Below are 26925 nucleotides of genomic sequence, written 5' to 3' on the forward strand. Positions count from 1 at the left end.
AGCAGTTATACTATAGCTACAACCGCATCAACGGATGCCGGTAGTTATGATGTTATTGTATCTGGCACATGTACACCACCTGTCACCAGTACAGCAGCAACCTTAACGATTAATGCTTTACCAGCGATCACTGTTCAACCTGTAGCGAGTCAGGCAATCTGCGAAGGCAGTGCAGCTTCCTTTAGTGTTACGGCTTCGGGTACAGGACTGACTTATCAATGGAAGAAGAATGGAGTAGATATAGTAGGGGCGACCTCAAACACATATACCATTGCAACAACGGCTACTGCTGATGCAGGCACCTATACAGTTGTTGTAAGTGGTTCATGTTCACCTTCGGTTACAAGTACAGCATCTGCCCTGACCATTCAAGAGCAACCTGAGATCATTACTGGTCCCGCCACACAAACAGTTTGTGCTGGACAGAGTGTAACGTTTAATGTTAATGTTGGCGTTACTACCGGTGTATCATACCAGTGGAGAAAAGACGGAACGAATATAGTTGGCGCTACAGGCGGTAGCTATACTATAGCAACGACAACATCAACGGATGCTGGTAACTATGATGTAATAATATCAGGCACTTGTACGCCACCGGTTACTAGTGCTATAGCTATATTGACTGTAAATCCTAATCCGAATGCGTTTGCCGCTGATGCTTCCATCTGCAGTGGTGAAACTACCAACATTGTCATCACAAATCCCAATGGAGTATCGGGTACTACATTTACATGGACTGTCCAAAATGCATCCAATGTATCAGGTGCTTCTGCAGGCTCGGGTAATCTTATCGCTCAAGCTCTAACTGCTACGGATGGTGTTTCAACTGGAAGTGTAACCTATCTTATTCAACCTTCAGCTACAGGATGTAGTGGTATAGCGTATGCCGTCAATGTAACAGTAAAGCCGATACCAACGGTAGCCGCATCGAGTCAAAGTATATGCTCGGGAACAAGCTCCAGCGTTTCTATTTCAAATCCAAATGGTGTTGCCGGAACGTCTTTCAACTGGACAATCCTAAGTAGCTCCAATGTATCCGGAGGATCTGCAGGAAGCGGTTCAACGATTAGTCAACCGTTAACATCAACGGATGATATCAATACAGGTACGATCACCTATCGTATTGTTCCAACAGCCAATGGATGTTCAGGTAGTTATATTGATGCGACAGTAACGGTCAATCCTAAACCTGTTATTACGAATTCGCCGACTTCTCTGATCCAGGAGATATGCAGTGGTGCATCACTCAATTTTTTACCAACGTCTTCTATCACAGGGACGACATTTAACTGGACTTCAAATGTTATCGGTACACTCACGGGAGTCAGCGCTTCCGGTACCGGTGCTATCACCGATACTCCAGTGAATGCGACCAGCAGTAATGCAGTGATCATATATACCATCACACCGGTTATAGGAGGTTGCTCAGGAACGCCTGCAAATTTAGTTGTCACTGTAAGGCCGCGGCCAACCGCTTTTGCGAACACGCAAACGATTTGTTCAGGACAAACTACATCCGTTGCTATAACAAATCCCAATTCAATCACTGGAACCACCTATACCTGGATCGTTCAGGGATCATCGAATGTTACCGGTGCTTCGGCAGGCAGTGGTTCAACAATAAGTCAATCGCTCACTTCTATAGATGGTGTGAATAGCGGCTCTGTTACGTATAGAATCACAGCATCGTCCAACGGATGTCCGGGTGCACCGTATGATGTAGACGTGACGGTAAAACCTATTCCTGTCGTTAACAACAACCCGGTTAGCCTCGCCCAACAGATATGCAGCGGAGAGGCCCTTAATTTTGTTCCGACATCTACTATATCCGGGACTATATTTACCTGGACAAGTTCAGTTAGTGGACCTGTTACTTCCGGTGTTACAGCATCCGGCACTGGTAGCATTACAGATATACCTGTAAACACGGGCAACGTATCAGGTTCTGTAACCTATACTATAATTCCGAATTACAACGGATGCGATGGACAGCCTGTAAACCTGGTGGTTCTGGTTAAACCACTTCCTTCCGCATCGGCATCAGACATTACAATCTGCAGTGGCGAAACAGCAGTAGTAAATATATTCCCATCTCCACAAAATGTCTCCGGTACAACCTTTGAGTGGATCGCTGCTCCAAGTACAAATTTAATTGGTGCTGCCAGCGGAAATGGTTCAGTAATCAGTCAAACCTTGAGCACGTCAAATGCTTCTGTTGGAACGGTTACCTATACCTTGACGCCTTCTGCGAATGGATGTGCTGGTCCTGTCTCAACAGTCACCGTAACGGTTAATCCTAAAGTTACTATAAATGCGGGTGCTGATTTTTCAGTATGTGAGGAAGCCGTCATGCCGATGGCGGTTCCATTGAGTGGTACGATTGGAGGAAGTGCTAGCGCAGCGAACTGGTTTATAAAAACGGGTGATGGCTCTGTATCAGTTAGTTCAACTACGAGTGGCAATGTTACGGCAGTATACACCGCAGTGGCTTCTGATGTTGTCAATGGTTATGTTGAACTATACCTGGTGACTGACGATCCGGACGGAGTATCTGGTCCTTGCTCGTCCATGTCTGATACATTGAAGATATATCTGAATAAACGCGCGAAGATTCTTCCATTGACGGACCAGATCGTATGCGAGCCAAGCTTGATCAATTTGTCTGGTGATATCAGCGGTAACGCTACAGCAGGTTCATGGAGCGCAGTAACTACAGCGGGTGGTACATTATCCATTAGCAGTATAACAGGAAACACGATAACGGCCAACTACGGTGTGCTTGCCGGTGATATAGGAAATACATTGACATTCCGGTTGTCAACGAACGATCCGGATGGAGCAGGCCCTTGTACGATAGTCACAGATGATATGGACGTACACATCAATCAATCAGCAAAAGTTTTTGCGGGGAATGATTTTGAAATATGCGAAGATAAACCGGTTAATTTGAACGGAACCTTTTCAGGAACGACATCATCGGTTACCTGGAGCGGTGGTTCAGGCGATGCACAATTTGCCAATGTAAACAACGCATCAACTGTATATACATTAACATCTGCCGATCGAGCGAGCGGGTCGATTTTATTGACGCTGACTACAAATGATCCGGATGGTGCCGGACCTTGCGGAGCTGTTTCGGATGATATATATATCAAGATCAATCCATTGCCTCAGCCTCTGATCTTTGGACTGGAGAGTGCATACGCTGAGAATAATCCACCCGATCCATTGTCAGGGGTTCCTTCTGGAGGAAACTTTACTGGCGTCTTTACAGGTTCCGGAATTCAATCCGGTACGAATATCTTCGATCCTTCAATCGCCAACATCGGATTCAATACTATATTCTATACTGTTACTAATACGATTACAGGTTGCGTTGGAACAGTCAGTGCCGTGACTGTAGTAAACCCGATCACGAGTATTGACTTTACAATTGATGGAGCAGTAGAGGATGGTACAGGTGCTTTACTGATTTGTGCTGAAGATGGCTTGAGAGAACTTATCGGAATTCCCTCACACACCACCGGGTTTAATGTAACCGAATTTACAAGCCTCACTTCAGGCTTAACCGTAAATTTCGTAGACACGAAGTGGTATGTTAATACTGACAACGTAATTTCAGGTTCTTACTTTGTGAAGTATACCTATACTAACGGATCTAACGCTACTACGGAGTATATCCGGAAAATAATTGTGAATGCAGCTCCTCGCGCCATTATTTTAACAAACAATGCCTGTGTTACAGATGCTGCCAAGTTCGCCAGTGTATCCGATATACCGAACAATACCTTTAACAGTAAGATCACAGAATATCTATGGGATTTTGATTTTGGAGGTTTGACGAGTCAGGATTCGGCAACGTCATTGACCTATAATGCTGCAGGTATATATGATGTGAAGCTCACAGTAACCACAGACGATGGCTGTTCAGATGATGTGACTGAGCCTATACAGGTCGGTCCTGAGCCACGTGTAGATTTTGACTGGACTAAAATATGCAGTGGCCAGACCACTCAGTTTGAAGACAAATCAACGATAACACTTGGAACAATTAAGGAGTATAGCTGGGTTTTTGATGATGGGGAAGTATTGCCGTATGGTGACAAAGATGTAACGGTTCCGGTTGATCCAAAAACATCCGGTACCTATAACAACCCACGCCATAAGTATGATTTGTTCAAGGCATACAATGTTACTCTAAAAGTAAAAACAGATGTAGGGTGCTTGAAAGATACTACGCGCCAGATCTATATAGTAGACTATAACCAGCCGGTATCCACAAATGGTTATCAGACTGATTTCGAAAGTGGTCAGGGTACATGGATCAAAGTTGAAGAAGCCAACAAGCAATCCAGCTGGACGTTCGGTGCTGTGAACGGTGAAAATATTGTGGGTGCATATTCAGGTGTCAACGCCTGGTGGACGGGTGGTAACACCGTTGCTGCCAACAACTATATAAGTACATATTATCCGGATGAACAGTCCTATGTAATCGGTCCGTGTGTTAACCTGGAAGGATTAAAGCGCCCGATGGTTGCATTGAAATTCTGGTCTGACTCCGATACAAATTTTGATGGTGCGGTGTTACAGTATTCTTCCGATGGCGGACGCTCATGGGAAACGGTGGGTACTGACAATGGAGATGGTATTGAATGGTATAACGGATCTGATCTCAGTGGTGAGCCAGGCGGACAGGACAACTTCGCATGGACCGGTATAACAGATGGCTGGAGAGATGCGCGTTTCAATTTGAACGAGCTTCCGAAAGATACCGTTGTTTTTAGAATTGCATTTGGTAGCAACAGCGATAACAACCCGGGGACGGTGTCCAACGGTTTTGCTTTCGATGATATATATATAGGAGAGAAGACACGCAATGTTTTGGTTGAACATTATACCAATGATGGTAACCCGGGCCTTGCTTCATCCGAGAACTATATAGACCAGTTACCGTCAAAAGACTTTATAAAACTGCAATATCATATTGCTTCACCAGGTCTTGAAGATGCTATCAACAAGGCAAATCCGATTGACAACAGTGCACGGGCACAGATCTATGGTATACGGCAACCACCGGCAACTATCATGGATGGTATCTTGAATGAGTACTACGGTAAGGAGTTTGATGGCTTTACAGGTAATATAACAATTGAAGATCTTGATCGTAGATCGCTGGAAGATCCATCTTTTGAAATCAATATAAACATTGACCCAACAACGGCTCCGGATATATTGAAAGCAGATATCAACTATACATTTATTGATAAATTGAATTCGTTCAATCCTCCCGTCATCTTGCAGGCTGCATTGGTGGAGAATGGTGTTAATAATAACAAGTTCTCTTTGCGTAAGCTGTTATACGGACCTGAAGGTTTTATAATTACCGAGCCTCTAACGGCAGGCAATATTGTTTCATTCAGTAAGTCAGATGAAGACGAGACGCATGAACTGGAGACGCCAATCTCGAATGGCGACAGCCTCTATATCATAGCTTTTGCACAGGACAAGGAAACGCGGAGAATTCTCCAGACCGTTATTAAGAAAGTCGAGCAGACCAAAGTATCTCAGACTCCGGTAGGTATACCAGATGATCCAGCGATTGCTGCCTTGAAGGATCTGCAGATCTATCCAAACCCGGCTTCTCAAAACATCAAGCTATACCTGGGTGATAAGCTGACCCGCGACTATACCTGGAAGCTGATCGATCAGCGCGGCATTGCCGTGTTGCAGGGAGATGTGAACCGCGACCTTACTACTCCTCAGCAAATTGATGTGACACGCGTTGCCAATGGAATTTATATCATGGCGATTCAGACCGGAGATCGATCTATACTCTATAAGAAAATAGCGGTAATGAATTCGAACTAGAGGCAAGCGTTAAGCAGCCGGCATTCCTTCTTTGGAAAGCTCGGGCAACATACTATAGCAACGCTCAATAAAGTCGAAAGCGAGGCGCTCTACTTCGGTCAGGTTTGTTTCCAGTTTACTGTTTTCTTCAATAAAAACTATGTCACTGCGAAGTGAATCCAGCCCCATCAGAATGAACGAAGGTTTAATCTGGTGGGCAAGTCTGGATAGTTTTATCCAGTCATGGTTCCCCATACTTTGCTTCATGTCTTCCAGAATCTGAGGAACAGTTTGTATGAAAGTTGATACCATTTCCCGGATGAACTCTTCATTATTTCCGGATACTGAACGCAGATAATTAAGATTATAGGAGGGAACCACTTTCACGGTAACAGGTCGCTGTTCGGTTGAAAGCGGTTTTATCTTCAGCTCATCAAATAACTTTTGATATAGATCTTCCGGAGTAAAAGGTTTCGGCAGGTAATCATTCATACCAGCAGCAAGACATTTCTCAACATCATTTGGCGTAGCGTTTGCCGTAAGCGCAATGATAGGAAGATTGGCTGATTGCTCCATCATGCGGATTGCTTTCGTAGCTTCGTATCCATCCATCACCGGCATCTGTACATCCATCAGAATAACATCGAAGTAATTATTCTTGATCTTCTCGATGGCCACCAACCCGTTTTCAGCTTCATCAATAAAGCACTGCCAGTTTTTTAAAATGCTCTTGGCATATAGTCGGTTGATATCGTTGTCTTCAACAAGCAATACACGAAGCTGTGAAGTATTGGTATCTTTTAAAGCTTTATCTCTTCGAGGTGTCGATTGTGTTATAGCATTTACCTTACCGATCGCATAAGGTATAGTTACCATGAACGTTGAGCCCACATGCTCCTTGCTGACGACATGGATTTTTCCATTTTGAAGTTCTACCATTTGCTTAACAATGGTAAGACCAAGACCGGTGCCACCGTATCGCCTGGTTACACTTGCATCGGCCTGACTGAAACTTTCAAATATAGTAGTAAGCTTTTCTTCCTGGATCCCGACACCGGTGTCCGTTACTTCTATGCGCACCCAGCACACACCACGTTGCTCACGTTCTGCGGTGCATTTGATCTGGATCGATCCTTTATGTGTGAACTTGACCGCGTTACTGATCAGGTTAATGAGTATCTGATTTAAACGCACGGGGTCACCGAGCAAGATCTTGTTTAGCTTCTCATCGATGCGATAGTCGAGTGCAATTTTCTTTTCCTTTGCCTGGTACATGAATGTACTGATGAGCGAGGGGAGAAGATCTTTCAAGTTGAACGCTATCTTTTCAAATCGGAGTTTACCGGATTCAATGGCTGCCAGATCCAGAATGTCATTGATGATAACTTTCAGGTTCTCAGCCGAATGTTTTATCGCACTTAAATAGGTTTCGCGCTCTTCCGGACTCGGACTTTGCCCGAGTAAGTTTGCCATGCCGGCTATACCATTGATCGGCGTTCGGATTTCATGACTGATGTTTGCCAGGAATTGTTCCTTCGCTTTTTGTAAACGCACCAGTTCCGATTCATTTTCCTTTCGTTGTGTTACATCTCTGCAGTCGAGTATAAAACCAGGAATGCCTTGCTTGTATTTTAGATTGATAGCGTTGAATTCGAGGAAGCGATACGTGCCATCTTTACAGAGAAATTGAAATTCTACTTTTTCGGTATAGGCGCGCTTTTGACTTTCCTTAAGCTTCTTTTGAAATTCATCCCGGGTCTCCAGGAGAATATAGTCGAAGAAATTTTTTCCGAAGAGACTCTTCGATCGGTACCCAAGCGTTGCACTAGCCGAAGCGTTGTGATAGTGAATGTTGCCTACATAGTCTACAATAAAAATAATGTCCGAGCCGTCTTCCACTACGGACTCATAAAAAGAACCTTTCTTAATGTACTGCTGTAAGTTCATGTCAGATGCCTATCGTCTCCATCTCCTTCAGATACCGGTATAAAGATGATTTGCCAATGTCGAGTCTTCTCGCGACTTCGAGCACATTGTTATCATACTTATTCAGGTAGTGACGGATAATGCGATACATGAACTCCTGCATACTCATTTCCTGGTATAGAAATGATTCCATCCGCGTAGTGCTATTGAAGCTTATATCTTGTGGACGAAGTTCTTGCTCCTCGGCCATCACCGCGGCCAGTTCAATCACTGACTTTAACTCACGAATGTTTCCGGGGAAAGGATATTGTAACAACTTCTCTTGTGCTTCAGGACTGATCTTGAACTTTTGCATTCCGTTGTCATGCGCGAACTGATCCAGAAAATGTTTCGCTATAATGATAGCATCCTGTCCGCGCTCGCGAAGAGGAGGAAGCATGATCGGCAAGCCCAGCAAGCGATAGTATAAATCTTCACGGAAGCGACCACCCTTTACTTCCTCAGACAGGTCTTTATGAGTTGCAGCAATGATTCTCACATCGAGCTTAATCACCTGATTACCACCTATTCTAGTTATTTCACGTTCTTGTAAAACTCGAAGTAATTTTGCCTGGAGATTCATGTCCATTTCTCCGATCTCATCCAGAAAAATAGAGCCGCCTTCAGCTTCTTCAAACTTCCCGATGCGTCTGGTTATAGCGCCCGTGAAAGCACCTTTCTCATGACCGAACAATTCACTCTCGATCAAGTCACGCGGTATAGCGGCAATGTTCACCGCGACAAATGGTTTATTCTTTCGCTTTGAATTATAGTGAAGTGCTTTGGCAACAAGTTCTTTACCCGTTCCCGTTTCTCCGGTGATGCTCACCGATATATTTGTCTGCACAGCTTTTTCAAGCAATGAAAATACACGCTTGATTGCCGGGCTTGTACCGATGATACTTTTCTCGAAGGTATATTTCTCAGAGATCTCCTTCTTCAGGTGATCAATCTCTTTGATCAATGACGTTCTATTTCTGGCGTTGTGAATGGAGTTCAGAAGTCTGTCCTTGGTCTCATGATCTTTGGCGATATAGTCGTATGCGCCAAGTTTCAGAAGTTCAACAGCCGTATGAATTTTCTCCTGTGCCGATACAATGATCACGTTAATGTTAGGGTCATGACTGCGTATCTGGCTCAACACCTTTTCTCCAGGCATGTCAGGCAACGAGTAATCAAGCGTAACAACAGCGGGATTCTTATACAAATTGGCCAGGCATTCTTTTCCGGAAGTATAGAACTGAACCTCATAGTCCGGATTAAGTTCGAGGACGTACTTTAAAAACTTTGTATAGGCCGGATCATCTTCGACAACAAAAATTTTAACGGGATCTTTTTCGTACATGCGTAGGGGTTTGTAAGGTAAATATACAGGTCAGCTGCACATTAGCCAAGTAGTTAACGGTAGTCGATAACCCGGTCATCATAAACAAATTAACATACTTTAATGTATCCATACTCGTTTATCGTACAGTATTAAGTAATGATAAAAAAAGTTTAAGTGATTACCGTATTTTAGTACTGAATTTATTCCTTGAAAAAGTTATCTTATTGAAATATTTCCACAACTTTAAATAGCCAAGCACCACATACATGATTCCAGAATTTCAAACTTTAACCGATAGCGAAACTGAATTAATGCTGAAGGCTCCAATCCTGGTCTGTATTCTTATCGCTGGTGCTGATGGTGACATAGATCGGAAGGAAATTAAAGAAGCGATCTCCATTGTACAAAAACAAAAACGTAACGGAACATTGCTCTCTGGATTTTTTTTAGAGATGGCGGAAGACTTTGAGGATAAGATCAAGATCCTTATTCAGAGTTATCCATTCGAGTCATCAAAAAGAGCAGCTATGATTGTGAATGAACTCACGAACCTGAATCCCTTGTGGAAGAAAATTGATCAGGAATTTTCTATAGCTTATTATGAAATGTTGAAAAGTATATCGGAAAGAATTGCTTCTTCTTCCGGAGGACTATGGGGAATTAAAACGGTGGCTACAGAAGAAGCCAAGTATCTCAGCCTTCCGATGATCACTGATCCTGCTAAAAAATAAATCAGCTTTTGATTTTTCATTGCTGATCGTTAGCTGACAATTTTCATCTTTGCATCGGATTTGTTTTTGTAATCAAGTATGTCTTCATCACAATCTTCTCTGTTCGGAAGCTCGGTTGTACCGTTTAGACTTGTGTTTCTGATGTGGGCTTCGTTTTACCTGGAGTTCGTTTTTGGTTTACCCGTTAGCTGGTATGGTATAGAACCTCGTACATTTCATGGGTTGATTGGAATTTTCACAGCACCACTAATTCATGGAAGCCTGCTTCACCTCATCTCCAATACTATTCCAATGCTCTTTCTGGGCTCTGTACTTTTTTTCTTTTATGGAAAGATAGGAGGGCATGTTTTCTTTCGATCGTACTTCTGGACAAATATACTGGTGTGGTTGTTCGCTCGTCCGGCGAATCACATCGGAGCCAGTGGTGTAGTATATGGACTCGCATTTTTTCTGATCTCGTTCGGTTTCTTCAGACGCGATTTCCTGTCCATCTTTATATCAACCATTGTACTTCTTTTATACGGTGGAGTATTCTATGGTGTTCTTCCAACCGATCCACAGATCTCCTGGGAATCTCACTTTGCCGGAGCGTTGGTTGGTATTACAACAGCGGTAACATTCAGCAAGCAGAAGAGCGTTAACTAAAAGCAGAGTCCACTGAGCCAGAGTTCATAACGTCTTTAAAACACCTTCATCCTTTTCCCCTGCGAAATCATAAAGATTCAGTTTTGCATCTTGATTTTTGTTTGATATTTGCGCCTTGTATTTTGGACTTTACTGCGCACTATGGATGCAAATGTGAAAAAGATATTGGCCGATCTGAAAAGCAAAAAATATGCTCCCGTTTATTTTTTGCAAGGAGAGGAGACATTCTACATTGATGTGATCGCTGATTATGTTGAAGCGAATGTTTTGTCGGATGCCGAGAAAGGATTTAACCAGGTGATAGTATATGGTAAAGATGCCACGATGGCAACCATTCTTACGCATGCCCGCAGATTTCCGATGATGGCCGAACGGCAAGTAGTAATCGTAAAGGAAGCACAGGATATTCAGGATTTCGGTAAAGAAATTGGTGGCAAGCTTTTACTCGACTATCTCACCAAGGCGGTGCCCAGTACCGTGCTTGTATTTTGTCATAAACATAAAAGCCTTGATAAAAGAAAAGAGCTTGGTAAGAAGATCGATCAATACGCTGTTACCATCAACACCAAAAAACTTTACGACAACCAGCTTCCCGAATTTGTAGGGGAGTATTGTAAGGATAAGAAAGTAAGTATTGACGACCGTGCTATACAAGCACTATGCGAATTTGTTGGTAACGACTTGCATCGTCTTGCCAATGAAGTGGATAAGATGGTTATATCATTGGCACCGGGAGAGAGTATTACTGCCGAGCGCATCATGAGCCAGGTAGGAGTGAGCAAAGAGTATAACATTTTTGAATTACAAAAAGCCATACTCCAGCGTGATACATTGCTTGCCAACAAGATTGTAAACTACTTCGAACGCAATACCAAGAAGAACCCGATGATACCGGTGGTGGCCTATCTGTTTTCATTTTTCAGTAAGGTATTGGCCGCTACACAGGCCACAGATAAAAGTGATAAGGGATTAGCTAGTGAATTGAAAGTGAGCCCGTATGCCGTGCGTGATTATAGCTTGGCTTTACGCCAGTTTCCGCTTTCGAAGATCATCGATAATATAGCGTCTATCAAAGATGCTGATCTAAAATTGAAAGGTGTTAACAACGGTTCGGCAGATGAAGGACAGATCTTCCGCGAACTCGTTTGGCGCCTCATGAACTAATTATACTATATTAGCTGAAAGCGTAAGCACAAAGCTTAGAGCAGGAAGTGAAGGTTTAGAGTTGCAAACCGAAAGTGGTTTGAGACTTTACATCTTTGGCTTTATGCTGTAAGCTTTCTACTTTTAGCTTGAAGTCCATGCAAATTCATCAGCGCGGATTTTTTTTAACTCACTTTTTTGGTTCTTTATTTGCAATAATTTTTAAGGTGCGCTGTTTTAAACACAAATCGTATTTATAGTAATGTACAGATTTATAGCTCTTTTACTTTTGGTTTTCACCGTTCAATGTGTGTATGCACAGGATCAACTGTCGCAGAATAAAGTTGAAAAGCTTTATCACCGCGGAACAGAACTTGTTCAGCATGCTAACTACGGTGCCGCCCGCGAAGTCTTCTCAGATTTTCTGGCGCAAGCCTCACCCACGGATGCACGAAGAGGTGAAGCCGAATACTATGTGGCCTTCAGTGCTTTGAACCTCGGCCATAAAGATGGCGAGAAACTTATCGATGATTTTATCGATAACAATCCATCGAGCCCGAAAGCTTCCACTGCCTATTATGATCTTGCTACTTTCTTCTATGCAGAAGGTAACTATATCAAGGCATCGAACTATTACAAGAAAGTAAATTTTCCATCTCTTACATCCGAGCAACAAAGCCAGGGACATTTCAAGTGGGGCTATAGCTATTTCAATCAAAAGAAACTCGATGAAGCGTTGGAGCAATTCAACTTTGTTAAAAAGCAAAGTACAGCCTATACGCCCGCTGCGAATTATTATGCAGGCTTTATTGAGTACTCCAAGGGGCTATATGATGAAGCCATCATTGATTTGAAAAAGGCTGAGCTCAATCCATCGTATGCTACCATTGTACCGAACCTCATCGCCAATATATACTATAAGCAAAAGAAGTATGACTTGCTGATCGAGTATGCCAACAGTCTGAAAGGACGCACCGACATAACGAATGCCGGCGACATCGCCATGCTGGTAGCGGAAGCCAATTACTATAAAGGAGATTTTAAAAAGGCGGTTGATTCTTACCAGAAATATTTTGATTCAAATGCCAAGGCCGAGAGTGGTCTTTTCTTTCGCGCAGGGTACGCGAACTATGTAACCGGAAATACAGAACGCGGAATTGAATACCTCGACAAAGCGGCAGCATCGAAAGATACCGTGAGCTACTATGCTTCTTACTATTTGGGTATACTTCATCTGAAAAAAGGCAATAAGCCTCTTGCCTTAAATGCATTTGATTATGCGCGCAAGAATCCCAAGGATGAGAGCCTTGTGGAGGAGAGTTCATTCCAATTTGCAAAAGTATCCTATGATGTAGGCAAAGCCGATCAGGCGATCAATGAGTTTGAAAGATTCCTCAAGGCATATCCATCCAGCAAGCATGCCAATGAAATAAAAGAGTTGTTGGTGCAGGTATATGTAAACGGAAACAACTTTAACAAGGCTATAGAGTATATCGAAGCGTTGCCATCACGCAATCAGTATATAAATCAGGCATACCAAAAAGCTGCATATCTGAAAGGTGCCGAGCTCTTTAATAAAGAAGAGTACGCGGAAGCAGTAGAGTATTTCTCTAAATCACTCGACCAGCCCGTTGATAAGAATTACGTTGCCCTTGCCAGTTTCTGGAGAGGAGAGGCGTATTCTATAGGCAGAAAATTTAATGAGGCAATTGGCGATTACCAGCGTGTTGTAAGTTTAGGATCATCCATTGATCCGGAGATCTTGTTGAAGACCCGCTATGGTTTGGGATACGCGCATTATAATTTACTGGCTTATGATAAAGCACTCTATAATTTTAAAGAGTTTGTAAACAAAGCCAACAAGAATACACCGAACTATGCCGATGGCCTTGTTCGCCTTGCGGACTGTTACTATGTAAGCAAACAATATGACGATGCCTTGGCTACCTATAATAAAGCGAAGGCAGCCGGTACGGCAGATGCAGACTATGTTTTGTTACAGGCTGGTATCATGAGTGGTGTACAACGCAAGTACGCTGAGTCGCGTACGCAGCTCACCGAGTTGATCCGGAATTATCCGAAGTCACAATATCGCGATGAGGCGATGTTTCAACGTGCTCAATTTGAAATCGAGCAAAGTAATTATCAGGCAGCGGTAGATGCGTTGTCTCAGCTGATCCGCGAAAGCCCTAACTCACGGTTCCTTCCATTGGCATACGAGCGCAGAGGTGCAGCCAATTACAACCTGAAACACTACGACAGAACAATCAATGATTACCAGACGGTAATCAAATTGTTCCCGACTCATCCTATATCCAAGACTGTATTGATTCCATTACAGGAGGCATTGAATGTTGCCGGACGTTCTGGTGAGTTTGAAACAAACCTGTCGCAGTATAAAAATGCCAACCCGGATGATGAGAGTGTTGAAAAACTCGAATTTGAAACAGCAAAGAATCTATACTTCGATCAGCAATATCAAAAATCCATTACAAGTTTTACAAGCTATCTCGCTTCGTATCCAAGATCAGCGGCTGCACAGGAAGCTAAATTCTATATAGCAGAGGCACACTATAAATTACAAGACTATAACAAAGCCCTTCCGTTTTATACAGAGCTGAATAACGATATGACATTCAGTATGGGCAGCAGGGTAGTAGCGCGTCTTGCAGAGATACATTTCAAACAAGGCAGCTACGACAAAGCCGTTGTAAATTACCATCGTCTAGAAAAGCTGGCCACCAACAAGAAAGAACAATACAACGCGTGGGCTGGATTGATGGAGTCGTTCTACCTGCAGGCTCAATATGATTCAGTAGATGTATACGCGCGTACCATTATCGAGCGTGGCAATATAAATGCCGGGGCTCAGAATAAGGCGTCCCTATATCTTGGTAAGACAGCCTTGGCGCGTGGAGATTTCGAAGGCGCGAAAGATGAATTCCTGAATACATTGAACGCTGCCCGCGATGAATTTGGAGCTGAGGCTAAATATTTACTCGCCGAGATACTCTATAATCAGAAAGAACACAAACAATGTTATGAAACGTTAATGGGATTGATCAACGACTTCTCCACCTATGAAGTATGGGTAGGAAAAGCGTTCCTCTTGCTGGCAGATAATTTTGCAGCACAGAACGATGTGTTCCAGGCACGCGCCACATTGCAGTCACTGGATAAGTTTCCGCTGCAGTCAATCAAGGATCAGGCGAAAGCCAAGCTCAAACAACTCGAGCAATCTGAGTTAGAAAAGCAAAAGAAAATAGAGGCTGACACTTTAGACAACTGATTCGTATGACATTTTTTGCGATGAAAAAAATTACAACCCCTAAAAATATACCCGTGATTATTCGCTTCTCAGGTTTATTGATTTTGTTGACTTCTTTTTCTCTGACAACGTACGCACAAAAGCCGGACGATTGGGAAGGTGATGGAGAGATCGAAGCGATGGAAATCGAGATCGTAAAAGAAAGACAGATTACTTTGCCAAAAGCAAATCGTAACTTCGATAAGGTTCCTCCCAAACCATCGGAGGCATCGATCAAAGCCCCGGTAACATACGACTTCCAGTCGTTTAGTTTTCAGGCACCGCAGATCAATCCGCAGGTTCGTCCTCTCAAATTAAAACCTGAAAGCTCACCTGATATATATGGCGGATTTCTTCGTCTCGGATATGGTAACTATGCATCTCCTTTAATAGAAGGGTATATCAATAATAAGAAGGATAAAAATAAACTGATCGGTGCACGCATCTATCACCACAGCTCTGGCAAAGGTCCCGTGGATGGCAAGAATTCAGGTAGCGGTACAACCAGTCTCTCGCTATACGGACGATCACTCAGCGATGCTATAGCGTTGTCGGGTAACTTTGGAATAGAAAATCGCACGACACATTTTTATGGCTATCCCAAAGGTGAGCCGATCGGTAAAGATTCATTGAAACAATCTTTCAACCTGATTAAACTTGGAGGTGAATTGTCCAATGCTAAAAACTCAGACCTGTCCTATAAACTGGGTGCTAACTTCAGTTACCTGGCCGATAAGTATGACGCACGCGAATCGGAAATAAACCTTGCATTCAAATCATCATACGAAGTGGATGATGATTCCAAGATCGATCTGAAAGCAGACTATACCGTCATCAGCCGCAAAGATAATAAGATCGATGCGAAGCCACGCAGTCTTTTTACGGTAGCTCCTTCCTATGAATTTTTGCCTATCGATGATTTAAAACTAAGTATAGGCTTGATCGCGGCTTTTGAAAATGACACGATCGATTCCAAGAGTGTACATGTATACCCTAATTTCAAAGCTACATATCCGCTTAGCCCCTCCGTTGATGCGGTCGGGTATATGACCGGTGGTATGGAGAAGGTATCGCTGCAAACACTCTCCAATGAAAACCTCTGGCTTGCACCCAATGTTGCTATTTTCCATACCAATAAAGTATTGGACTTTGGTGTAGGCTTGAATGCACGCCTCGGTAATAAAGTAGCAGCACATGCAGGCCTGGGTACATCGTTGTTAAAGAACTGGTACTCGTTTGTGAATAAGGAAAACGATCCTTCCAAATTCAATACAGTATACGATCGCGGAACGACCAAGAGAACCAACCTATATGTAGCCTTGAGCTATGTGCAATCCGAGATGGCGAAGTTTATGCTTCGCGGAGATTTTTATGGCTACAATGCCGGTGATCTCTCGGAGGTATGGCATCGCCCTACTACAAAGCTTACAGCGAATGCATCGATCAACGTGTATCAGAAGCTGATCTTCTCTGCAGATATAGTAGCGCAGGGAGGAATGAAAGCTTTAGATCCCGAGACTGACAATGTCGTTAAACTTGACGGAGCATTTGATCTGAACTTCAAAGCAGAGTACTTGTTCTCACCAAGCTTCTCTTTCTTTGTACAGCTTAACAACATTACCTCGAATAAATATCCGCTTTACCTCAACTACCCGGTGCGTGGCTTCCAGGGATTAGCGGGTATCACGTGGAGCTTTTAGTGGTGAGCGATCACTGACGTAAGCTATACTCCATCGGTAGAGAAGACAAGGTATAGCAGTGACCAAAACGGAGTGGGGTTACTGTCCAAAACATGATCATCCCGGAGGGAGATAACCGATTCTGAACAGCGGTTAATCTCCCTCTTTTTGTATAGGTCAAATTTTAGCTTATTTTTGTATAATGACCTTTTTCTTAAAACCCTATTAACCAGAGCTCCATGGCCAGAAGAAAAAAGCAAGACGAAGAAGCACAGGAAAATATCAATAATGAATCGGATGATAGCTTTGGTCTTCCCGAAGTTGAATACGAACCTTTGAATCGTGAAGAGCCTGAGGTTGTTGTTGAGCGTGAGACAATCTATACTCAACCGGAACCTGAACCCGAGCCGATAAAAGAAGAGTATATCCGCGAGGAAGAGATACCTGAAGAACCCGAACCAGAGTATACTCCGATCGCGCCTTCCTATACCGAAGAGGATGATGAGCCATCGGTGTGGCCGAAGGTTTTGCTTGCAATTATACTTCTGGCGTTAGTAGGTGGAGGAGCATGGTATTACTTCGTTTACCGTCCGAAGCAGGAGCAAAAAGCAGAACTTGCCAAGAAAGAACTTGAAGAACGCGAAGCACTCGAAGCTCGTAAAGAAGCTGATCGTCTCGCGGCCTTGAAACGTGAGGAAGATGAAAAGAGACGCGCTGATTCATTGGCGACTCTGAAGCCTGCCGCAGGAACAATTGAAACACTAAGTGAACGCACGGGACGTTATTACGTTGTAATAGCCAGTGCTATAGATGATGATTTGATTAAGGATCACGCCAACAAACTTAGCAAAGCCGGAGTAACAGCATGGATTATACCACCATTCGGTAAAACTAAATTCAGCCGTCTGGCGATTGATTATAAGGAGAACTACGCAGAAGCACAAACTACTGCTGATGGCTTGAAGGGCGGAGATTATGGGAACGATATTTGGGTAGTGAAATACTAATTCCAAAAGGTATAGTATATGACAGAGAAGCAGGAAAGTAAGAACAAGCAAATAGCCTTCGCTACAACCGTAGGGATATACGCTGCTGCTTTCCTGCTTATGTTTTTTATTGTGGCCTGGCGCCCGATGAATCCACCACCCGGAGAATTTGGTGTTGAACTGAATTTTGGAATGGATGATGAAGGAAGCGGTGACGTACAGCCTGATAAACCTGTTGGCTCCGGTGGTACACAAGAGGAAGAACCTGAGAAGAGTGAGCCCCAAGAGACATCTCCACCACCGCCACAGGAAACAACACCTCCGGTAGAGGAGAAGATGCTCACCACAGATGAGGAAGATGCTCCCGTAATCGAAAAAAAGAAAGAAGACAAGAAGGTTGAGATTAAAGAAAAAAAGGAAGAAGTAAAGCCTGTTGAAACAAAGCCGGTGGAGACAACTCCGAAAGTAGTTGAGAAACCGAAAGAGGTTCCCAAGGAAGTTCAACCTAAAAAAGAAGACCCGAAAGCAGTATATAATCCGAATGCACAAAAGGGCGAGTCCTCGAACAAAACCTCTGAGGGCAAAGCCGGAGAAGCAGGCAATCACGGAGATGATAAAGGTAAGGTAGGAGATAAGGGAAGTCCTGAAGGCTCCCTCGATGCAAAAGCTTTGTACGGTAAACAAGGTGGTGGCGGAGGCAATGGTACCGGTTCCAGTCTTGCATTGGCAGGATGGGAGTGGGATGAAGTACCTCGCCCACAAGTTCCAAATAATGAATCCGGAAAAATTGTATTCGAGATCGTTGTGAACTCCGATGGTGAACTTGAAAAGATTACAGTTGTAGAAAACACCCTCAGCGCGGAAGCGGCACAGGCGTGCAGGCGTACCGTTGAGAAATTAACGTTCACCCGAACAGGTTCAAACGTACCAACACTCTCCAAAGGTAAAATTACCTTTATGGTGCGCTCCAAATAATCACTATGAACCAGTATGTTACATTCATACAGGATGTACTCATTACAATCCATGCAAACATACGCGAGTTGAAAGAACGGAGAAGCTTTGCTGACCCTGAAGAACTCACACACATCGAAGCAAAATTACTGGCCTATACTGAAATGCTTTCTATCCTTCGTTCGAGCGCTGATGATGCCGGGTTAGATCGCGAAGAGCTTGGGCTTTAACAGCTTCGATAAAAATCTATCTGTATATATAGTATAGCATCATCGCGCCTGCCGCACAATGTGCAATTTCTCCAATCGTATAGTTACCCATCGGTATAAGATCAACTTGTATAATCTTTCCTTTATACTTTGCCCCGGTAGAGAGCATCACGATCAATTCCTGGCCAGCCTCAATATTTTCTTTTTCACGCATAACCACACGGCATGACACGGAAACGTTATTGAGAAACTCAAGGTCCATCGTTCGGTTCTCAAGCTTGTAATAATTCATACACGACAATATTAGTAAATGCTTTCGTAGTATACCGCAACCGTTGGCTGCGTATCGGAGTTAGCAGGTTTTATCGATTATTTTTCCTTTTTAGTCGAAAAGATAACCACCGGTATCGTTTTTTTGACTGAAACGCAGACAAGAAGGTTAAAACGTACGTTGTAACGTCATAACTTTACTACCTGTCAGAAAAGTATGAGAAGTGAGATGATAGAGACCCTTCGCCCCGATGGCAAAAAGGGCGTGGCAATGACGGAGGCACATTATAAAATGTTATCGACATATGTACTGTCGGCTCTAGATACCGAGGAGCCCTTTACATTGAACCGGTTGCTGGAGAAAGTTCTTGAGGATTTTACAGACTCCATCGATAGCGATCTGAGTTGGTATGTGCTCCAGGTGAAACTGGACCTTGAAGCGCGTGGCTATATCCGCACCATTACACCGGCCTATAAGAAGCGACTCTTTTTGCTAAAGCTAACCCGTCAGGGGCAAAAGCAATTGCAGCAACAAAAGCTGCTCGCAGATTGGTCATCCGAGTAGTTATACCCGATATAATTATAAGTCTTGTTTGAATTCATAAAATTGCTTCACTTTAGGCTACATGAAGCAATCCATCAAAGTATCTGTTGATGCTGTCGTTTTTGGATACGATCCTGATGAAGGTATATCTATCCTGCTGATCAAACGAAAGTTTGAACCCTTTCAAAAATTTTGGGCACTACCGGGTGGCTTGGTAAAAGATGACGAGTCTTTGGAAGAGGCTGTCAGGAGGGAGTTGCAAGAGGAGGCAGGTATCGATGTGAATTACCTCGAACAACTATACTCTTTTGGCAAGCCTGAACGTGATCCGCGTAATCGTGTTATCTCAATAGCTTATTTCGGTTTGGTTCGTCCTGCAGATTATCAATTGTCAGCGCAGACCGATGCTGAAGATGTAGCGTGGTTCAGCATCAAGAAACTTCCCCGGCTTGCATTCGATCATAAAGTCATTCTCGACACCGCGATAAAAAGGCTTCGCGGAAAAATAGCCTATGAACCTATAGGCTTTGAACTGCTCGATAAAAAATTCCCGTTCTCCGACCTCGAAAAATTATACCAGATCCTGCTCGACCAGGAGATTGATCGTAGAAATTTCAAGAAGAAAATCATAAGCTATGGTTTCCTGGAAGAGCTGGATGAGGTTATACAAAAGAAATCCGGCAGACCAGCGCGCTTATTTCAATTCAATAAGAAGAAGTATTTCGAACTGAAAGAGAAGGGGTATAACTTCGATATTTTCTTCTGATAATCAAGTGATTACTTGTTTATTGTAAAAAATACGCAAATTAACTGTGTGACTTGAAACCCTCGGATTTATATTTGCGTATATAATACACAAATGCAGAATTAAAAAATAAAAAAACAGAACACAATCAGGGTATAGAATAGTTACCGAATTCATGTAGCCTGAATCAACCAAGCTTTCAATAGAGCAGAATTATCATAACAATATATAGTATGAACAAAATAGGAGTCATCATTGCCCGATTTCAATCCCCTTACTTACATGAAGGACACAAAAGTATTATTGAATCGGTGAAGCAAAAACACAATACAGTAGTAGTCGTTTTGGGAGTGTCGCCCGTGCGGGGAAGTAAAAGGAACCCATTGAATTTTCACACCCGTGAACGGATGATCAAGAAAGAATATACAGATATAGTAGTGCTTCCGTTATCAGACCATCCGTTGGATAAAAAATGGTCACAAAACCTGGATATACTCTTAGCAGATACATTCCCGGGATCACGCTTCGTACTCTATGGAAGCCGTGATAGTTTTAAAAGCTATTACTCAGGAAGCAATGAAACGTTTGAGCTTCCTGAAAACGGAAGTCATAGCGCCACTACTATACGTGAACAGATCAGCGACAGAGTCATGGACTCTGAAGAATTCCGAACCGGTATAATTTACGCCTACGCCAACACGTACCCGAAGGTATATCCCACCGTTGATATCGCGGTATTTCAGAATGAAAGAACAGAAATACTCCTCGGCAGAAAAGACATCGATAACAAATGGAGATTGCTCGGAGGATTTTCAGATCCTACAGATGACAGCTTTGAAGCTGCTGCTGCACGCGAGCTACGCGAGGAATGTGGGGACATTGTAACGACACCCATGGAATACGAGGGATCTTTTCGGGTAGCCGACTGGCGGTATAAAAATGAAACGGATAAGATCATTACCACGCTTTTCTCCACAGACTATATTTCAGGTTTCCCTCAAGGTAGCGATGATATAGCGGAAGTAAAATGGTTTACCTTGGACACGGTGCTAGGCATGATAGATGCCCAAACTATTGCTCCCGAACATATTCGCCACCTGAGCGTTCTTTTGAAAAAGTATAAGGGTTAAGCCTAAAGCAAAAGGCAAGCTTAACATCTTAATTGAACATATAATTTTAACAATAGTATTATGAAAACGAACTTACTCTTACTCGCCGATGCCTATAAATACTCCCACTATAAGTTGTACTATCCAGGAACAACGAAGATATATTCTTACCTGGAAAGTCGTGGAGGCTTGTTTGATAGCACGGTGTTTTATGGCTTGCAATATTATCTGAAGGAATATCTGCAAGGGCAGGCCTTTACGAAAGAAGATATTGATGAAGCGGAAGAATTGATGCAGGGTGTATTTGGAAGGAGTGAAGTTTTTAATCGCGCAAACTTCGAATATATACTCAAGAAGTACGATGGCAGACTTCCGGTAAAGATCAAAGCGGTTGCCGAAGGCACGGAGGTACCGGTACACAACGCGTTGATGACAATCGAGAACACAGACCCCAATTGTTTTTGGCTTACCAACTTTCTTGAAACATTGCTAATGCAGGTTTGGTATCCCAGTACGGTGGCAACATTGTCACACGAAATCAGGAAAACCGTAGAGCGGTATTTCGAAATGACATCCGACAATGCAGGTGGAATAGATTTTGTCTTGAACGACTTTGGATTCAGAGGCGTGAGCTCCGTAGAAAGCGCAGCCCTGGGCGGATCGGCACACCTTCTGAATTTTATGGGAAGTGATACCGTAGAAGCATCCAGGTTCCTGAAAAAATACTACCGCGCACAAAAGGTATATGGCATGTCGGTGCCGGCAACCGAGCACTCGATCATGACGCTGTTGGGACAAGCCGGAGAGCGAAAGATTTTCGATCATGTCCTGAAAGCATATCCTGAAGGTATACTTTCATGTGTGTCTGATTCCTACAATATATTTGACGCGGTAGGAACGTTGTGGGGAGGTGAATTCCGGGAAGAAATTCTTAAGCGCAAGGGTACGTTGGTAATTCGGCCCGACTCCGGAGACCCGGTGAGAACATTGCTCAAGGTATATGATATTCTCTTTGATAAATTCGGATTCACCGTAAACTCCAAAGGGTATCGCGTATTGCCACCACAGGTACGTGTTATACAAGGCGATGGTATAGATCATGAATCTATACCTGCCATCTACGAAAGTCTGAAGGGGAAAGGTATATCTGCCGAAAACCTCGTGCTGGGTATGGGCGGTGCACTACTCCAAAAAGTAAATCGCGACACGCAGAAGTTTGCATTGAAGTGTTCATACGCAGAACTGAATGGCGAGCAAGTGCAGGTACGCAAGGCCCCGGTGGAGATGAACGAAGCAGGTGAGATGGTGAAATCTTTCAAAACATCGAAAGCCGGTAAACTCAAACTTGTGCAGGAAGGCGGCATCTATAAAACGATTCGGCAGGAAGAATCTTCGGCTCCTGATTTACTGCAAACGGTTTTTGAAAACGGAAACGTAACCAAAGATTATACATTTGAAGAAATTCGTGAACGCGCAAAACAATCCCGCGAAAGCGGAAGTAAAAGGAACAACCCTTGACAATAAATTGATTATCATTGCCGAGTATGGAAAACGCAATAAAAATTTACGCAACATCAACGGCTGTAACGCTGGGAACCAAAATAGCGAAGTACTTGCAGCTGCCGTTACATTCAGTGCATACCGAGAAATTTTCAGATGGTGAATTGTTTGTCAGGTTTAACGAAAGTGTACGTGGACAAACTGTTTTCCTGATCAGCAAAGTAAATATGCCGTATGAGAATTTTTTTGAGATGCTCATGACAGTAGATGCGGCCAGACGTTCTTCAGCTAAAGAGGTGGTGCTTGTGATTCCATACCTGCCGCATAGCCGGCAGGAGCGAAGGGATGGTCAGCGTACGTCGATCTCATCTCGCATGGTAGCCGATATTATTCAGCTCATGGGTGCTGACAGGATCATAACCCTGGATCTTCATACGAATGCTATAGAAGGTTTTTATAAAGTGCCGCTCGATCCGATGTCCTCGCTCAGATTGTTTGTCGATCATATCCGGGATTGCAAGCGCGAGCATCTGTGTTTATGCAGTCCTGATTTTGGAGGCATCAAGCGCATCAAACAATATAAGAAACATCTTGATTGTGAAATGGTGGTGATCAACAAGGAGAGATTGAAAGCAAACCAGGTTGCACACATGGAGATTATCGGTGATGTGAAAGGACGCAACGTAATTATCATTGATGATCTTGTTGATACGGCCGGAACACTTTGCAAAGCTGCAGACCTTTTGATGGAGCACGGTGCAGAGTCCGTTTGTGCATACTGTACACATGGTATATTAAGTGGTTCTGCGCTTGCAAACCTGGAGCAATCTAAAATCGACAAGCTATATATATCCGATACTGTAGTGGAAGAGTTGAGTCATCCGAAAATAGAGATCGTTAGCTGTGCAGAGTTGTTAGGCAAGGCGATGGAGAATTTAATTAATAACAAGAGCTTGAGTCAGATATGATAACGCGCGCTATAGAGAATTGCTTTCGCAATGTGCGGGAGAAGAATTGGGATAAAACCTATTGGGCTTTTGATATTCACGGAACCATCCTGAAACCAAATTACCAGGCCAATGCTATATCTACTGAATTTTATCCGTTGGCCAAAGAGGTAATGCAAATGCTGAGCAAACGTACCGACATCGTCAGGATACTATATACCTGCTCTTATCCCCATGAGATTGAACAGTATATTGAATACTTTGCCAAGCATGGTATACATTTCGATCATATCAATAAAAACCCCGAAGTAGCGTGTGGTGCTTATGGATATTACGAAGATAAGTTTTACTTCAATGTGCTTCTGGACGACAAAGCAGGATTTGATGGGGAGACCGACTGGACGGCTATAAAAAATCTCCTTCATAAAAATGAAGCTGTACATGAAGTTTAAGATTGATAATATTCAGGGATGCTTCACCGGACTGGCGATAGGGGATGCGTTGGGAGTTCCTGTTGAATTCAAGAGTCGCGAATCGTTGCGACTTCGTCCGGTAAACGACATGATCGGGTATGGTGTATGGGAGCAACCCGCAGGCACATGGTCTGACGATAGCGCGCTTGCATTTTGTCTGGCGCAATCATTATTGGACGGATACGACCTGAAAGATATAGCGCGTAAATCAGCACAGTGGTTACAACAAGGTTATTGGAGTGCACATGGTGAAGTGTTTGATGTAGGCAACGCAACCCGAAGTGCTTTAAGAAGAATTCTTGATGGAGAGGATCCCCTATATTCAGGAGAGAATGATGAGCGGAGTAATGGCAACGGCTCTTTAATGAAAATCGCCCCGGCAGCGTTGTTTTTCTTTGACAGAAGTGATGAAGATATATTCAAGTATATAAAGGAGATTTCTTCCATCACGCACGCACATTTCCGTTCCGTTTTCGGATGCTTTATTTTCTCAATATATATAGCGGAACTCTTCAAAGGGCAAGAGAAAGAAGCAGCATTGGAATCGACACGTATGCGCGTTAGTGAGTTTGCCAGAAAACGAGATTTCAACATACATGAAGTAGGACTTTTTAGCAGGATACTGGATGGTTCGCTACAAGCATTGCCGGAACACGCTATATATTCTGGCGGGTATATAATTCATACACTGGAGGCCAGCATCTGGTGCTTGTTGAATACGGATAATTATAAAGATGCCGTATTAAAAGCCGTTAACCTGGGCGAAGATACGGACACCACTGCGTGTGTAACCGGAGCACTGGCAGGACTTTATTATGGCAAGAGCAACATTCCAATGCATTGGTTCGAATTGCTCGCGCGCAAGCACGATATTATTAATCTTTCAAACTCTTTTCAAGATTGCCTCAAGAAGAAGATATTCGCACAAACTATTCGCGAATGATCCTTTTATTTCCCGGCCGGCATCAGCTCCTGACAAATTTTCAATTTCAGTATATAGCGGATCTCCTGAGTAAAGGCGAACCAACAAAAGACATTGATGGTAACATCGTGCAAACGTCTGGTGTCATCGATGCCTTGGTTTTTGCGGTGACATCAGCCAATCATAGCAATACCCGGAGAAACCCTTTGCCATTTTACTTGCGGGCGCTGGCCATTCAGGAATTTGCAGACCGGTTCCATATACCTGCCTATATATATGGAATTGATGACGTTGGCAACCTGGGAAGTTTTGCAAGCTATACCATTAAACGAATTCGTCATGAAAGCGAAGGGATGTTTGACCTGACACCTGCCAATACGTTGGTACTTTGCTCTACGCCCGTACTGGAGATGTATAAAACCCTTGGCTTCACAATTCTTCCGGCTGAGTTAACGGATCGTACTACCTGGAAACATAGCACGCGTTTGCCGTGGGATATAGTCGAAACTATAGCAGGCGATGATCGTTGGGAGACGAACCTGGAAGTTCATCAGTATATGCATTCATCTTCTTTTGATGTCTGGAAAAAATACAAGCTCGCTTCCAAAGTGCAGCTTCTTTTCAAAGATAGAATGATCAGCGAAGATGGCGACATTACAGGCACGCGCGATTACAACACGTACGTACGACAGATGGATACCATTGCCGAACTGAAATATACTGAGACCGCGTCCTATATTCGTCCCGGAAGGATAGGAGATATAGGCTGTGCCGTGGGTTCATGGATAAAACTTGCCTGCCGGGATGAGCGTCTTCGAGAATCCGATTTCTATGGTATAGAAGTAGCGCGTCATCTTTTTGATATCTGTCAGCAGCGTAAACACAATGGAGAATTTAAAAACCCATTCGTGTTCTTTTCACAACGCAATGCTGTTACGGGCCTGGTCTTCGATAAAGAATCAATGAACACCATTCATACCTCATCGCTCACACATGAGATTGAATCATACGGGAGTCGTCAGGACCTGTTGGCGTTTATTAAAAACCGTTTCGAGGAACTAACGCATGGAGGCGTCTGGATAAACCGTGATGTCGTTGGTCCGGAAAACAAATATACCCGTGTGCTGATGCACCTTGCTAAAAACGATGGTATACATTCGGATGTTGACAAAACGTTTTCTACCCGCGAAGAACTTGCACATCATCTAAACGGACTTTCTACCTATGGACGATTTCTCCGCTTTGCAAAAGATTTTCGAAAGCACGAAGGATATACACTGGAATATAGGATGCGTGAACTTGAAGGCAAAGAACTCGTTGAGCTTTCATTAAGCGATGCCTGCGAGTTTATGAGTCGTAAAGACTATACCGACAACTGGGAAAGTGAAATGCATGAAACCTTCACATTCTGGAGCATTGAAGAATGGAAAGGTGAACTTGAAAAAGCAGGATTTATAGTACGCCCCGAATCACAAGCCTATACCAATGCATGGATTGTAGACAACAGGCTGGTTGGTAAAGCAGAATTGTTTGAAGAGGAGAGTGGTGCGTTGAAAAGACTTCCGTACCCGGTAACGAATATGATTGTTATCGCTGAAAAGCAATGAGATTGTAAACCGTTA

The 26925-nt window shown here is 43.4% G+C and carries 20 protein-coding genes; 17 read left to right on the forward strand and 3 right to left on the reverse strand.

What is annotated here, in order from left to right; translation table 11 throughout:
• Positions 1–5868, forward strand: a 5868-nt coding sequence (locus B5Y40_RS09715; protein WP_159453645.1) for a PKD-like domain-containing protein, incomplete at its 5' end; no start/stop codon positions are given.
• Between the two features lie 9 nt (positions 5869–5877).
• On the opposite strand, the gene B5Y40_RS09720 is transcribed toward B5Y40_RS09715, so the two are convergent.
• Positions 5878–7794: a PAS domain-containing hybrid sensor histidine kinase/response regulator gene (locus tag B5Y40_RS09720; RefSeq protein WP_079686479.1), complete on the reverse strand. Its 1917-nt coding sequence runs from the start codon at positions 7792–7794 to the stop codon at positions 5878–5880.
• A gap of 1 nt (position 7795) precedes the next feature.
• Positions 7796–9157, reverse strand: coding sequence for a sigma-54-dependent transcriptional regulator (locus B5Y40_RS09725; RefSeq protein ID WP_079686480.1), 1362 nt, complete (start codon positions 9155–9157; stop codon positions 7796–7798).
• Positions 9158–9405: 248 nt separating this feature from the next.
• On the opposite strand from B5Y40_RS09725, the gene B5Y40_RS09730 reads away from it, so the two are divergent.
• The 8 genes from B5Y40_RS09730 (at position 9406) to B5Y40_RS09765 (ending at position 18814) form a co-directional block, all read left to right on the forward strand.
• Positions 9406–9870: a hypothetical protein gene (locus tag B5Y40_RS09730; protein ID WP_079686481.1), complete on the forward strand. Its 465-nt coding sequence runs from the start codon at positions 9406–9408 to the stop codon at positions 9868–9870.
• 78 nt (positions 9871–9948) lie between these two features.
• Positions 9949–10515 carry a rhomboid family intramembrane serine protease gene (locus tag B5Y40_RS09735; protein ID WP_245840505.1) on the forward strand — a complete coding sequence of 189 codons (567 nt, stop codon included), beginning with the start codon at positions 9949–9951 and terminating at the stop codon, positions 10513–10515.
• 153 nt (positions 10516–10668) lie between these two features.
• The gene (gene holA / locus B5Y40_RS09740; protein ID WP_245840506.1) at positions 10669–11679 is read left to right on the forward strand and encodes a DNA polymerase III subunit delta; all 1011 of its coding nucleotides are present in this window, start codon (positions 10669–10671) and stop codon (positions 11677–11679) included.
• Positions 11680–11920: 241 nt separating this feature from the next.
• The gene (locus B5Y40_RS09745; protein WP_079686483.1) at positions 11921–14947 is read left to right on the forward strand and encodes a tetratricopeptide repeat protein; all 3027 of its coding nucleotides are present in this window, start codon (positions 11921–11923) and stop codon (positions 14945–14947) included.
• A gap of 20 nt (positions 14948–14967) precedes the next feature.
• Positions 14968–16665, forward strand: coding sequence for a hypothetical protein (locus tag B5Y40_RS09750; protein ID WP_143785679.1), 1698 nt, complete (start codon positions 14968–14970; stop codon positions 16663–16665).
• A 218-nt stretch (positions 16666–16883) separates the two neighbouring features.
• Positions 16884–17651, forward strand: coding sequence for a DUF4366 domain-containing protein (locus B5Y40_RS09755; RefSeq protein WP_079686485.1), 768 nt, complete (start codon positions 16884–16886; stop codon positions 17649–17651).
• An 18-nt stretch (positions 17652–17669) separates the two neighbouring features.
• Positions 17670–18605 carry an energy transducer TonB gene (locus B5Y40_RS09760; protein WP_079686486.1) on the forward strand — a complete coding sequence of 312 codons (936 nt, stop codon included), beginning with the start codon at positions 17670–17672 and terminating at the stop codon, positions 18603–18605.
• 5 nt (positions 18606–18610) lie between these two features.
• The gene (locus B5Y40_RS09765; protein WP_079686487.1) at positions 18611–18814 is read left to right on the forward strand and encodes a hypothetical protein; all 204 of its coding nucleotides are present in this window, start codon (positions 18611–18613) and stop codon (positions 18812–18814) included.
• A 16-nt stretch (positions 18815–18830) separates the two neighbouring features.
• Here the strand turns inward: B5Y40_RS09765 and B5Y40_RS09770 are convergent, their stop codons facing one another.
• On the reverse strand, positions 18831–19085 hold the full coding sequence (locus B5Y40_RS09770) for a hypothetical protein (RefSeq protein WP_079686488.1): 255 nt from the start codon (positions 19083–19085) through the stop codon (positions 18831–18833).
• Between the two features lie 195 nt (positions 19086–19280).
• Between B5Y40_RS09770 and B5Y40_RS09775 the strand changes: the two genes are divergently transcribed.
• The 8 genes from B5Y40_RS09775 to B5Y40_RS09810 all read left to right on the forward strand — a co-directional run bounded on the left by B5Y40_RS09775 (position 19281) and on the right by B5Y40_RS09810 (position 26910).
• Positions 19281–19628: a DUF6958 family protein gene (locus B5Y40_RS09775; protein ID WP_079686489.1), complete on the forward strand. Its 348-nt coding sequence runs from the start codon at positions 19281–19283 to the stop codon at positions 19626–19628.
• Positions 19629–19689: 61 nt separating this feature from the next.
• Positions 19690–20373: an NUDIX domain-containing protein gene (locus B5Y40_RS09780; protein ID WP_079686490.1), complete on the forward strand. Its 684-nt coding sequence runs from the start codon at positions 19690–19692 to the stop codon at positions 20371–20373.
• A gap of 212 nt (positions 20374–20585) precedes the next feature.
• Positions 20586–21482 carry an NUDIX domain-containing protein gene (locus B5Y40_RS09785; protein WP_079686491.1) on the forward strand — a complete coding sequence of 299 codons (897 nt, stop codon included), beginning with the start codon at positions 20586–20588 and terminating at the stop codon, positions 21480–21482.
• Positions 21483–21542: 60 nt separating this feature from the next.
• On the forward strand, positions 21543–22979 hold the full coding sequence (locus B5Y40_RS09790; RefSeq protein WP_079686492.1) for a nicotinate phosphoribosyltransferase: 1437 nt from the start codon (positions 21543–21545) through the stop codon (positions 22977–22979).
• A gap of 26 nt (positions 22980–23005) precedes the next feature.
• The gene (locus B5Y40_RS09795) at positions 23006–23929 is read left to right on the forward strand and encodes a ribose-phosphate diphosphokinase (RefSeq protein WP_079686493.1); all 924 of its coding nucleotides are present in this window, start codon (positions 23006–23008) and stop codon (positions 23927–23929) included.
• Complete coding sequence (locus B5Y40_RS09800; protein WP_079686494.1) at positions 23926–24360, forward strand: hypothetical protein; 435 nt, start codon at positions 23926–23928, stop codon at positions 24358–24360. The genes B5Y40_RS09795 and B5Y40_RS09800 overlap by 4 nt, the downstream gene beginning before the upstream one ends.
• Complete coding sequence (locus B5Y40_RS09805; RefSeq protein WP_079686495.1) at positions 24350–25324, forward strand: ADP-ribosylglycohydrolase family protein; 975 nt, start codon at positions 24350–24352, stop codon at positions 25322–25324. Before B5Y40_RS09800 ends, B5Y40_RS09805 begins: the two co-directional genes overlap by 11 nt.
• Positions 25321–26910 (forward strand): class I SAM-dependent methyltransferase, encoded by a 1590-nt coding sequence (locus tag B5Y40_RS09810; protein WP_079686496.1) that lies wholly within the window; start codon positions 25321–25323, stop codon positions 26908–26910. Before B5Y40_RS09805 ends, B5Y40_RS09810 begins: the two co-directional genes overlap by 4 nt.
• The last annotated feature ends 15 nt before the right edge of the window (positions 26911–26925 follow it).

The sequence above is a fragment of the Ohtaekwangia koreensis genome, assembly GCF_900167975.1.
In the GTDB taxonomy this organism is placed as follows: Bacteria; Bacteroidota; Bacteroidia; order Cytophagales; family Cyclobacteriaceae; genus Ohtaekwangia; species Ohtaekwangia koreensis.